Origin of the sequence: Streptococcus sp. ZY19097, from assembly GCF_040731245.1 — a bacterium.
In the GTDB taxonomy this organism is placed as follows: Bacteria; Bacillota; Bacilli; order Lactobacillales; family Streptococcaceae; genus Streptococcus; species Streptococcus orisratti.
This window is the reverse complement of record NZ_CP160400.1, coordinates 236,703-249,009: the sequence shown is the minus strand read 5'-3', so window position 1 is coordinate 249,009 and position 12,307 is coordinate 236,703. Positions and strand designations below refer to the sequence as shown.

The following is a 12,307-nucleotide window of genomic DNA, read 5'->3' as shown; positions in this document are numbered from 1 at the left end:
ATCAAAAAACCACAATATAAAAGCGACCCCTAAATTCTCAAAGTAAGTTCTAGTCTACCCCCAAAGCTGGAAATTAGACTGAGACAAAAAAATAAGGTAGAACTTACTATGGGACAAGTTGGTAACTGACAATGAAAAACAAACACTTAACTCTCTCTGATCGCAATGATATTCAAATAGGAATTGAACAGCTCAAAACCTTTTCGGCTATAGCAGCTAAGTTAGGAAAAGATCCGTCCACAATTTCAAAAGAAGTTCGGAGAAATAGGGTGACAAAAGAGAACTCTAGTGCTTCCAATTGTGAGGCCTGCCCTCTGCTCAAAAAGGCTCCCTACGTTTGTAATGCCTGTCCGAAAAAGAGATTGAACTGTGGATACCAGAAACAGTTCTACTATGCCAAAAGAGCTCAGCTTGATTATGAAGCTAAGCTCTCGGAGTCGAGAACAGGCGTTGCCCTAAACAAAGAAGAATTCTATCGTATGGACGAGATTGTCTCTTCAGCCATACAAAAGGGACAACATCTCAACCACATCATCGCCTCAAACGAACTTTCGGCATCCAGAGCTTCTATCTACCGATACCTTGAAAAAGGATATCTTTCCACAAAGCCTATTGATTTCCCCCGTGTCGTGAAATTCAGAAAACGTCGAACAAGAGATCTTCCTCCCATTCCTAAAACTGCCAAAGAAGGACGGTCCTATGAGGACTTCCAACGCTTTCTCACAAAAGAAGGCATCAGCTATTGGCTGGAAATGGACACCGTTACTGGACGGATTGGAGGAAAAGTTCTTCTAACCTTCAACCTCTCCTTCTGTAACTTTATTTTCGCTCGATTGCTTGATAATAAAACAGCTAATGAGGTCGCTAAACACCTCTACATTATCAAAAACGACCTGCATCAGAAAGAGATAGACTTCTGCGAACTATTCCCTGTCATTCTGACCGACAATGGTGGTGAATTCGCCAGAGTGGACGACATCGAAAGGGATGTTCGCGGAGAATCAAAGCTATTCTTCTGTGACCCCAATCGTTCTGACCAGAAAGGGAGAATTGAGAAGAATCACACACTTATCAGAGATATTCTTCCTAAAGGCAGTTCGTTTGACAACTTGACACAGGAGGACATCAACCTGGTTTGTTCGCATGTCAACAGCGTCAAACGAGCTTCTTTCAACGGAAAATCGGCTTATGAACTCTTTACATTTACCTACGGTGAGGAATTGGCAACACTTTTGGGTATCTCTAAAATTGACCCTGAGAACGTCATTCAATCTCCACGATTACTAAATAATCACTAGTTTTTATCAAAAAAATTAATCAAAAATAGAAAGGAACTTGTCCCATCCCAAATTCCAGATAGCTAGAACTTACTTTGAGACGTCTCAGAGCCAGTAACTTTAGTGTACTCTTTTTTTCAACAATTTCAAGCCAAAAACACCCTTGAAGCCTCATTTTAGTCAAAAACAGAACTTAGTCTGAGACTAAATTCTGTTGGTTTTATGCAGTTTTCTCATAGTAACTTCTGGGAGACTCAGACCTAGAACTTACTTTGAGAATTTACCTATAAAAGCGACCTAATCTGATAGATAACATCTGCCTTATTACTTACAGAATTATAACTTTCCGTAAAAACAGTATTTTGCAGAAAAGATACAGTCATCAAAGCTGTTAATGTTGCTGCTCCTAAACAGAGCATTAAAATTCTTTTTTCATATTCTTCTCTCCTCATTTCACTGCTCCTGCTGTCATGCCACTTACCATATTTTTAACAAGTAAAAAATAAAGTATTACAATCGGAACTGCTATAAAGACACTTCCTGCTGCAAAACGAGCAAACTCAGTTTCATCTAAATTCATTAAGCCAACAGCGACCGTATAAAGATTCTTTTCTTTTAATAATAATTTAGGTAGAATAAAATCACTCCAAGGCCAAGCAAAGTTTGTCAAAGCTGTATAGGTAATAATCGGTCTAGATAGCGGTAAATGAATATGCCAAAAAATTTGAAAGCTTGTCACACCATCTATCCTTGCCGCTTCGTCAATACTATGAGGTATTGTGTCAAAGAATCCTTTTTGTGTCAAATACCCCATTGGTGCTGCTGCACTATAAATTAAAATTAATCCCCATAATTGATTAATCAAGTTAAATTGAGTCATTAATAAATAAACCGCAATCATTCCCATAAAGGAAGGAAACATCCCAAGAACCATAGTTGTTTTCATCAATGCTTTCTTCCCCTTGAATTGAAATCTAGATATCGCAAAAGCTGTTAAAATGACTAATAGCGTTCCCAAAATACAACTCGCTGTTGCAATAAAAAGGGTGTTCATAAACCACTTAGGATAGTTATATAAATCGGTATCTGTAAACAGGGTTGTAAAACTATCTAAACTATAAGATTTTGGAAAAAATCCTTCAAAGGAGTAGATAGTTCCTGATTTTGAAAAAGAAGCTAATATCAACCATAAACATGGAAACAGAAATATAAAACTCACCAAAAGAAGTGCGAGATAAATTCCTGATGTTTGAAAAATATTTGACCATTTTTTCATGAGAAATTTCCTCCTTCTTTATATGATGATGAACGAACATAAACTGATAGTGAAACAATTGATGTTAAGAGGAAAATAACCAAACTAATGCTAGCTCCAATACTATAATAATTATTATCAATAGAAAGGTTGTATAACCAATTAATCAGCAAATCTGTATCACTCGCTAAAAAGTAATTATCCAAATACAGACCGCCTCTTAAGAAATAAAAAATACCAAAATTATTGAAATTCCCTACAAATTGACCAATAAGAACAGGAGTGGTTGCTGTGATGATGTATGGCAACGTAATTTTTGTGAATTGCGCCCACTTATTCGCCCCGTCAATCTCTGCAGCTTCATAAAGTGATTCATCTCGATTAGATAATAACCCAGTTGCTAAAAGCATAATAGACGGCACCCCAATCCAAGCATTTACCAAAAGCCCAATAACACGCGCTGACCATTTAGCATCAACATCAAGAAAGCCTATGGCTTGGTGTCCCCAACCTTGTATGATTTGGTTGATTGGTCCACCATAAGAGAACATAAATTTAAAAGCTAGTAAACTGATAAAACCTGGTATTGCATAAGCTAAAATTGGAAAAGCTCTCCAGATTGCATTCCCTTTGACACGCTTATTCGTAAAAAGCAATGCCAATGCTAAACCACCAAAATAATTCAGTCCCGTGGATAAAATTGCCCAGACAATATTCCAACTGAGTATTTTGAAAAAAGTTGGGGCAAATTGAGAAAGAGAAATAATTTTGACAAAATTCTTCAGTCCAACCCAACTTACTAACTCAGGAGGAACGATCTTTCCACCGTAATTAGTGAATGCAATTAAAATCATGAAAATAATAGGTAGAACACTAAAAACCATAATTCCCAAAACTGGTACAGACAATACGAAAAACGGAAAATCTCTGTCCATAATAATTGCAATTTCTTCTCGGAAAGTTGGTATTTTCTTACCTTCACGCCTAAGTTGCTCAAGATGTAAGGCGTCTCTTACATTGAGGTAGTATAGGTATAAAGCAAGTGCTAATAAAATAAAACTCAAAATCCCCATGAGTAACATGATAACGGAATTATCACCCTCTATACCAAACCAAGTATCAGCTTTTTGAGTACCAAGAGTGAAGAAACCAACCATATCTTGAAAACCTCTTAAGAAAAAATAACTCAAAAATGCTAATTCTATTCCAAAAAATAATATCCCTTTAACTTTTTGTCCATAAAGGAATTGACCAAACCCCATACAAAATACGGATGTCCTAGCTTCAACAGATGTTTCCCTTAAAGCCTTTATTCCTCGCTTAAACATATCTTTTCTCCTATTCTAACGTGTGAATAGCATCGCTAATCTGTTGTGTCACTTTCTCTAGCCCTTGTTTAAGATCTTCATTTGTTTTATATTTTTTATCAGATTCAGAGCGAAAAACATCCTTTGTGATATCAGCAAAAAAAGTTTGTGTTGGTGTCCAAATTTGTGAAACTGCTGCATTTGATGGCATAAGAACAATGTTGTCATTTTCAAGATTTTCGTATACAGCATCTGTTACTCCACCAATTTCTTTTACCACATCTTCTCTCGTAGGTACTACACCCAACATCTCATAGCGCTTAACAATATTTTCATAACTAGTAGCAAAATTAATAAAAGCAAGACTTGCATTCGGATAATTCGTATAAGCGCTTATAGCGTAACCATTAACACCACCCATCGTTTTGGTGTCAATCAATTCTGAAGAATCATCCGTTAAATCACCGCTTTCTGGCAATTGTGGTAGACTAACCATTACAAGATTTTCACTAGCCAACTCTTTTGCCTCTTCCTCAGATTTTCCTTCGTTTTCATAAGTTTTTATTAACTCATCTAAAAACGTTGAGTAAACATCGGGAGTTGACATAGTTGAAAAATAGGTTCCATCTGCTAGTTTACTGTATGCACTAGTCGTAATCGTATCGTCAATACTTTCTTCATTCATAGCAGAAGCCAATTGTTGAATAATTTTAGCCCCTTTTTCAGCATCACCAGCCGCAAAACCTATATCGTTAGTATCTGTGTTATCATCACCGAAGATATAAGCTCCATAAGAAAAGAGAAAACCACTTGAGAAATAAGAATCATAAAGTGATTCCATGTAACCATATTGGGAAGCATTATCAGCATGACGTTCCTGTGAAAATTCTAGTAAACTAGACCAAGTTTCGATCATATCAGGAATATCATTGTTATTATCATCCCAATTTTCCTGCCAATCGCTTGGTAACAAATCCTTCCGATAGTAGAGCATAGGCGTTTGAACATTAACGGGTACACCACAAGTGTAAGTTGTACCATCTTTCTCAACCTCAAAGGCCTTCCATGCTGCTGAAGAAGTTGTATCATAAGCATCTAGCTCTTCCACAGGTAATGGGTATATATGCTGATCTTCTGCGTATTGCATGATAACATCATTAGCTTGATATAAAACATCGGGTCCATAACCATAAGGACCATCATTAGCCAAATCAACGTATTGGTCTGTATTAGCATCTACTGCCGTTATATTATAATCCGAATAAGCTTCATTAAAAGCCGCAATTAACTCAGAAAAGTAACCTTTAGAAATGGCTGTATTATTTTCAAGAACTTTAATAACAGCTCCTTTTTCTAACTCACCGTTAAAAATACTACTCTCACCAGTAGAATTAGTCTGGTTTGAAGGAAAAGGATGACAAAAATTTGCTAACATTAAACTTGGAATCACTGTTAGGGAAATAGCACTTAATGTTTTTAGTTTCATTATCTTCTCCTATGCTTCATAAAAGACATAACCATATGGTAATAAAAATCCATTTCCTTGCAATCCTTTATCCAGTAAGGTAAATTCTGGTAAAATGACTGCTTGTTTTTTAGCTCCTAAATTAACTTGAAAAGTCAAAATATTCTGTTTCCATTTACGTTTGATGATAAGTAAATCATCCTTACTCGAGATAGAAACATCACCATTTTGGATACATTTATTCTTTTTCATAGAAATAATCGCTTTTATATGATTTAAAAATTCCTTATCCCAATTTTTTTCGTCCCAATCAAACGTTCGACGTGAGTCTGGATCATAACCACCTTCAAGACCAATTTCTGTTCCATAATAGAGACAAGGAACCCCCGGAAAAGCAAACATTAGAGCGATAGCAGCTAATAATTTATCTTTTGATTTTCCAACTTGTGTTAAAATCCGATGAGTGTCATGAGAATCAAGTAAATTTAGATTCATTTGATTGACTTGACTCTTGTTTCTCATCAAAATTTGGTTTAATTGATGAGACAAATCAAACGCATTGAAGTTATCAAAAGCAAAATAATCTAAACAGGCTTTAGTAAAAGCATAATTCATAATGCTATCATACTGATCTCCCATTAGGTATGGATAAGCATCATGCCAATTTTCACCAATCAACACACAATCTGATTTCTCAGCTTTGATTGCTTTTCTAAATTGACGCCAAAAATCATGAGAAACCTCATCTGATACATCTAATCGCCAACCATCAATATTTGCTTCTCTAATCCAATATAAGCCGACATTAATCAAAAATTCCTGAACTTTTGGATTAGAAGTATTCCATTTTGGCATATAGTTGCAAGAAGCAAAACATTCATAATTAACGCTTTCAGGATCTGGATAATCGCCATTGATCAAAAACCAATCATAATAAGGAGAATTTACACCTTTGGTCATAACATCTGAAAATTCCTTTGACTCCATACTACAATGGTTAAACACCGCATCTAAAATAACACGCATACCTTTTTGATGAGCTTTTTCAACCAACTCTTTTAAATCTCCTAAAGAGCCAAAATGTTCATCAATCGAATAGTAATTAATGATGTCGTACTTATGATTTGATGGGGACTTAAAGATTGGCGTTAGGTAGATTGCAGTGATTCCTAAATTAGAGAGATAATCAAGATGATTAATAATACCTCTTAAGTCACCTCCTGCAAAATTTTTAGGAGTTGGTTTCTCTCCCCACTTCATATCAATATAATCTTGATTTTTATCAAAATCTCCTTGCGAAAAACGATCTACAAAAATTTGATAAAAAACACTCTCTTTCATCCAATCAACAGTTGGAAAAATATCTACCTCATTAATGTATGGCATTTGAAAGAAATTATAAAAACCATTATCAAAATCATATGTTTTTGTTAGACCATCTTCACTGAAATAGTACTGTTGATTACCACTATCCAATTTAAAAATATAAGCCAATCGAGTGTCTTCTAGTTTTAATTTGATTTCAAAATAGACAAAGGTCTTATCTTCAAATTTTAGTGGCATTTCCACTTTACTACGTTCAAAATGATAGTTGTACTTTTTCCCATAAAGAAGATAAACACGTGTCTTCTTATCTTCTTTTGCCATTCTGAGTCTAATGACCAACTCATGATTACTTAATGCAAAACAGTATCGTGAATCTGGAATATGTAACATTCCTGCTTCATTCATTTCATACTCTCCTATGCTAATTATAATTTGACTTTTTAATCATTTTTTTATATAACAAATCTATGAAAAAGATTACTATGAAAGATGTCGCTCGTGAAGCTGGGGTCTCTGTGGCTACCGTATCATACATTATCAATAATCGTGAAGATCAAAAAATTAGCCCTGAAACTCGAAATAAAGTTCTACAAATTATCAATCTTCTCAACTATACACCCAATCAAACAGCAAAATCACTCGTCACTCAAAAGTCATATATTGTCGCTTTATACTATAAAGAGGCAACTTCCTATTTAAAAAAAGCTGAACAACTTCATTTTATTAATAAATTGTCAAACTTTCTTCATGATAAAAACTATCATTTAATGTGTCTGAGTGAGCCACATATCGAAAAGTTTGATTTAGCTGATGTTATACTGACTTTAGATATCAATAAAGATGATTTTTACAGAATTGGTAATGCCAATTTCGCTCCTTTGATTGCGCTTGATAGTTTCGTCAATGACCCACTCTTCTTTCAAATTAATTCTGACCTTCAAAAATTGAAAGAACTAGCAAACACTTACTTCAAAGGACAGAATTTTACTTTTCTGAGTCTACCTATTGAAGATTGTGTGAGAAGAGAACGTTTAAAAGAAGTTTTTCCCTCTCTAGTCTTTATTGAAACAGTAGATGACCTTACCTCAAATAACCATAAAAATATATTAGTTATAGATTCAATTTTAAATAATTTACTTTCATCTTCTGAAACCAAATTGTATATTCCTAATTTTTCTGAAGAAAAATTTGACAAGGTCTTTCAAGCAATTGAATGGGCTTCACAACGTACAGAAATTAGTAATCATAACATTCTTGTATAGAGACTAGGATAAATCCTAGTCTCTATATTTTTACTCTTCATAGGTCCATGTGATTGTATCAAAATTATTAATATTGAAGGACTCCTTCTTATCATCAGCATATTCAGAGTTTTCAGTATCATAAGTGTCTTCGGCAGGATGTGTGGTCAAAGTAAATGTGTATGTTCCAGCCTTTGCTACTTTAATATTCGAACGTTTGCTTGACGTTTCTCCTAGACCACCTGAATTTTCAAGATAGGTCACACCATCAATACTAGTAGCTTCTAAATATCCAAAACCTCTTTGGTTTTCCCAACTGCTATTAATGGCAAATTGGAACTCATCTCCTTCTTCTAATGTCAATGTAATAGTGTAAAGATTACTATCATCGCTATCTTCTTTAGTCAATTTATGTTCATCACTGACAGTAGCTCCCCAATTAGATACCTTTAAAACATCACTATTCCCGTTTCCAACAACAATAAATTGACGTGTATCTTCTTCATAAGTTGAGAATCCTGCATAAAGTGATAAATTATTTGTCAATTTACTACTCTCTGTCAATTTTCGTGAATAATCTGGTTTAATAAACCAACCAACAAAAATTTTGCCATCTTTTGTTGGAACGTACTCTAAAGCATCTGCAGTCGTTTTTACCTCAGCTGTTTTTAAAATAGTTGTACCATCACTATCATAATAAGTTACCTTATTGGATGAAACTTCTGATGTACTCGTTCCAGAAGAACTACTAGTTTGTGAATTTTGACTACAAGCAGTTAAAGTAAAAGAAAGTGCTGCAATTGTTAAAATGTAAAATCCTTTTTTCATGATAATACCTCACAAATATTTTAATAAAGAAAACCTCGCTCAACTTAAACGTTTAAGTTAATTTTATTTTATTGCAATCGTTTCCAATTGTCAAGCTGTTTTTCTTTAAAATCAAAAAAATTATATGATGAAATTTGGCGAGACAAGCAAACTGAAAGATCTAAAATGAAGTTAACCCACTCGGGGTATAAAAAAAAACACCTCAGAGAAAATATGTCCCATGACACATAGCAAACTTCTCTGAGATGTAGCTTTGTTATTTCAAAGCAAAAAACTGTTCGTAGTGGGAATGTTAAAAATTGAACAATAACGCCCTGACTACAATTAATCGTTACTTAGTGCTTGAAACCAATTTGAATTGTTTCAAGAATTGCGAAACAGAGTTTGGAATATGATTATCTGACGGATAAACCTCCACGTCCTCGACATTTACTTTCTCTCTACCATTTTCATCCTGTTCAATGTAGATATCCCTATAAATATAGACATCATCTTGTTTAACCAAAATAGGATCTGATATGTAATTTTTCTCTTTCTCCACCTTTATAGCTTTTTTAAAAATTTTCTTTTCTTTGACAGCCTTGACCGATTTGAACGTGATAGTAGCTGATTTCAGTACACAAAAATAATACTTGTCACCCTCTTTTTTATAAATTCCTTCTAAAAAAGTCATCTCAGGGTAGACTTCTTCGGGATAGTTGTCAACACGTTCGTCCTCTAACTCATCTTGCGACTCGTAATCACTATTGTCAATAAGCATCACCCAGCGGTTATTTTTCAATAGTTTAAATTCATTATAGGCATCGTAAGTTTGGTTTATAGTAAGTTGAGAAACCGTTTCATCCTGAAAAAAATCCCAAATCAGAAAGCCTAGCCCCCCAATTAGAACTAAAAAAAGTAAACTAAGGCGCTTCAACCACCTATTTTTTTTCATGCTGACTCCCTTCTACTAACTTTTTAAAGGCTTTAACCGCTTTAGCAACTCTTTGAGCACAGCTAAGCCCCACACTACCATAGTAGCCCTTTTTATTATAATAGCTATATTCCCAGCGTGTTCGACGATCGGCTAACCCTCGGCTTTTGACCTTATTAGGTGATTTAAAAGCAACTCCATATTTTTGAAGAACACTTTTACGAAACTGGGGATCATGCAAAAGTACAGGATAAACATCAAGATACCGATGCATTTTGTTATTCTCATTAGCATAATTATAGCTAGCACCGTTAATGATACCATTTTCAGTACTGCCTTCGGGATCTAGTTCATTGACAAAATGACCATCTTCATCAAGGATAAACTCAGTATAAAAGCTCATCACAATTTTAAAATTAACTTGGTTTTTTCCATCAGGATAAGTTTTCTTGATCTTAGAAATGGATTGATTTGAAATGGCAATCTTATTGTGTAAGCGAGAAGATTCTCCCCAATCATAGTTATAATAATATCTATCATCTTTAATGCCAATTCCCTCGACAACAGCATTGGATTCATCCATGTCTTTCATATAACGAGCTAGAGCTTGAGCATCTGTTAAACCCTGACTTCTATATTCTTTTCGAACCCATTGCGCTTGCTGGGCAGAGATAACATAACGTAACTGATGCAGGCGATGTTGCAAATCTCCTGGCTTTGCCAAACTTCTCCCTGGAAACGCCAACTGAACTGTTCTTGAAAAGATTTTCCAAAAATTTTCATTTGGCTCAATATCGTCTGAAAAATGGCTAATCAGCTCCGCTGTTTCCTGCGGACTCCCTGAAATTTCATCTGGCATTCCCACTGCTTCGAGAGCCAATTTTAGAAGTTTCTTAGCTTTTGATTGACTAGCTCCCTTAACATCATATTCCCACATCTGCTGAAAAATATCACTACCAAACAGCTTAGCTTGGTCAGACCGTTTGGTAAAAAGTACTTTTAACTGACTGACATTTTTCTTTTTAGAAGGAACCTTCAAATATACCTTTTGAATAGATTTTTCACTCCAACCAAATGATTTTAGAGCGTTGACGTCCGTTTCCAACTGCCGAACCAATTGCTGCTGTTCTGAGGTGGATAAAGGCTGTTTCAACTGACTGACATAGGTTTCAAGTTTTGATGCAGGCTTCTTTCTACCATTTGTCAAGCCTATCAAGGTTTTAGAGAAAAAATAATTTTCATACAGTCATCAAAATAGGGAAGTGACCTTACTTTACACTAAAGATTTACATAAAAAGTGTATACAAAATCAACACCTTATTTTGTGATTTTTGAAATAAGGTGTTACAATAATATGGCATAAACAGTTTTACCGATTTTGGGTTAAAGTGTAATCGTAAAGTTTGTTATGCATAATGAGGTAATACATTGTCCGGATGAGACGATGTATGGAGGCAATCGTGTGTGGCTTGGTTGAAGTCGTTTGCGATTGCCTTTTTCGTTTCTCATAAAAGTCTGCAATATGGCAAGGATTGGTGTGACTAGCTGAAGCGATATTGTGAATGCATTTGAACAGAATCTTTCTAGCGTAGGGGTTGCCACGCTTGGTAATGTGTTCCTTAGCGATGAAGTTTCCAGATTCATAGTGTCTCAGGTCAATACCGATAAAGGCATTGATTTGATTGGCAGACTGAAAACGGCGAATATCTCCCAGTTCACCAATAATACTTGTTGCAGTCGTCTCAGCGATACCAGGAATAGAAAGCAGAATGTCATACTCTGGTAAAGGTTGAGCTAGTTCCACCATTTCGTCTAAGATTGCTTGTCTCTGTTCAGAAAGTCTAAGCAATTCTTTTGCATAGTAACGGACCTCTTCCATGATTGGAGAGGTTTTCTTGACGGCACAATAAGATTGATTAGCTAGTGCTGTCAGCTTCTCTGCTAAGTAGGCCACACGCTCGTCAGAAATCCGTTTTGAAGTGGACAGACGGATGCTCTTTGAGAGTTCATCCTTGCTTAACTCAAGCACGAAGTCCTTGCAAGGAAACGCAGTAACTAAGTTCCAGTATTGTTCCCCAGTTGGTGTTGACAAGATAGTTTCCAATTCAGGAAAAGTGACCTGTAAGACCTTGTGCAGACGGTTTTTAGCTCGAACGATGTCCTCAGTTAAGTTCTGATAGAACCGACTTGAATCTCGCAGATCTTGATAGACTTCTTCTTGGACATAGGTCGGTTTACGATTCAATACAAACTGAGACTGAGCCAGTTTTTCGGCGTCAATTTGATCTGTTTTTCGCACACGCAAGCTATCCAGTTGCTTCTTGGCTTCTAAGGGATTGAGTCGCGTATAAGCGTAGCTATGTTCATCCAGAAAAGCTTGAAGACGACGAGAATAGACGCCTGTTGCTTCAAAGATGATTTCTGGCTTGTGGACGGTTTTCAAATCGCCAAGTAGCCGAGCAAAGCCAATGGCATCATTGGGCATGGTATAGCCATGAACCTTCTCGCCGTTGACTAGAATGGCCACTTCTGAACTTACTTTACTCACATCAATCCCAAAAACTGCACGCATGATATTACCTCTTTGTCTTGAATGATTCCTTGTTTTAGAGATGTCATTTTCAATACTCGACGTCTAGCGTCCCACATACTTTGATAACATTCTTTCTAAAACAGGTGTCTTGCCAGTTTTTGT

11 protein-coding genes are annotated in these 12,307 nt (G+C 35.6%); 2 read left to right on the top strand and 9 right to left on the bottom strand.

Annotation, left to right across the window (positions count from 1 at the left end):
• The first annotated feature begins 131 nt into the window (after positions 1-131).
• Positions 132-1,298: an IS30 family transposase gene (locus ABZ559_RS01210; protein WP_367005779.1), complete on the top strand. Its 1,167-nt coding sequence runs from the start codon at positions 132-134 to the stop codon at positions 1,296-1,298.
• 263 nt (positions 1,299-1,561) lie between these two features.
• On the opposite strand, the gene ABZ559_RS01205 is transcribed toward ABZ559_RS01210, so the two are convergent.
• Genes ABZ559_RS01205 through ABZ559_RS01185 form a run of 5 tightly spaced genes read right to left on the bottom strand, consistent with a single transcriptional unit; the run spans position 1,562 to position 7,035 of the window.
• Positions 1,562-1,729: a hypothetical protein gene (locus tag ABZ559_RS01205; protein ID WP_367006962.1), complete on the bottom strand. Its 168-nt coding sequence runs from the start codon at positions 1,727-1,729 to the stop codon at positions 1,562-1,564.
• The gene (locus ABZ559_RS01200; protein ID WP_367006960.1) at positions 1,726-2,553 is read right to left on the bottom strand and encodes a sugar ABC transporter permease; all 828 of its coding nucleotides are present in this window, start codon (positions 2,551-2,553) and stop codon (positions 1,726-1,728) included. Before ABZ559_RS01200 ends, ABZ559_RS01205 begins: the two co-directional genes overlap by 4 nt.
• Complete coding sequence (locus ABZ559_RS01195) at positions 2,550-3,860, bottom strand: carbohydrate ABC transporter permease (RefSeq protein WP_018377018.1); 1,311 nt, start codon at positions 3,858-3,860, stop codon at positions 2,550-2,552. Before ABZ559_RS01195 ends, ABZ559_RS01200 begins: the two co-directional genes overlap by 4 nt.
• Positions 3,861-3,870: 10 nt before the next feature.
• The gene (locus tag ABZ559_RS01190) at positions 3,871-5,325 is read right to left on the bottom strand and encodes an extracellular solute-binding protein (RefSeq protein ID WP_367006958.1); all 1,455 of its coding nucleotides are present in this window, start codon (positions 5,323-5,325) and stop codon (positions 3,871-3,873) included.
• A gap of 9 nt (positions 5,326-5,334) precedes the next feature.
• The gene (locus ABZ559_RS01185; protein ID WP_367006956.1) at positions 5,335-7,035 is read right to left on the bottom strand and encodes a glycoside hydrolase family 13 protein; all 1,701 of its coding nucleotides are present in this window, start codon (positions 7,033-7,035) and stop codon (positions 5,335-5,337) included.
• A 62-nt stretch (positions 7,036-7,097) separates the two neighbouring features.
• Between ABZ559_RS01185 and ABZ559_RS01180 the strand changes: the two genes are divergently transcribed.
• The gene (locus ABZ559_RS01180) at positions 7,098-7,892 is read left to right on the top strand and encodes a LacI family DNA-binding transcriptional regulator (RefSeq protein ID WP_026217256.1); all 795 of its coding nucleotides are present in this window, start codon (positions 7,098-7,100) and stop codon (positions 7,890-7,892) included.
• Positions 7,893-7,922: 30 nt separating this feature from the next.
• Here the strand turns inward: ABZ559_RS01180 and ABZ559_RS01175 are convergent, their stop codons facing one another.
• The 4 genes from ABZ559_RS01175 to ABZ559_RS01160 all read right to left on the bottom strand — a co-directional run bounded on the left by ABZ559_RS01175 (position 7,923) and on the right by ABZ559_RS01160 (position 12,184).
• Positions 7,923-8,699, bottom strand: a complete 777-nt coding sequence (locus tag ABZ559_RS01175) for an InlB B-repeat-containing protein (protein ID WP_367006954.1) — start codon at positions 8,697-8,699, stop codon at positions 7,923-7,925.
• 331 nt (positions 8,700-9,030) lie between these two features.
• Positions 9,031-9,633, bottom strand: coding sequence for a hypothetical protein (locus ABZ559_RS01170; RefSeq protein ID WP_367006952.1), 603 nt, complete (start codon positions 9,631-9,633; stop codon positions 9,031-9,033).
• Positions 9,620-10,819, bottom strand: a complete 1,200-nt coding sequence (locus ABZ559_RS01165; protein ID WP_367006950.1) for a DUF3114 domain-containing protein — start codon at positions 10,817-10,819, stop codon at positions 9,620-9,622. The genes ABZ559_RS01170 and ABZ559_RS01165 overlap by 14 nt, the downstream gene beginning before the upstream one ends.
• A 162-nt stretch (positions 10,820-10,981) precedes the next feature.
• Positions 10,982-12,184, bottom strand: coding sequence for an IS110 family transposase (locus tag ABZ559_RS01160; RefSeq protein ID WP_367005835.1), 1,203 nt, complete (start codon positions 12,182-12,184; stop codon positions 10,982-10,984).
• Positions 12,185-12,307: the final 123 nt, after the last annotated feature.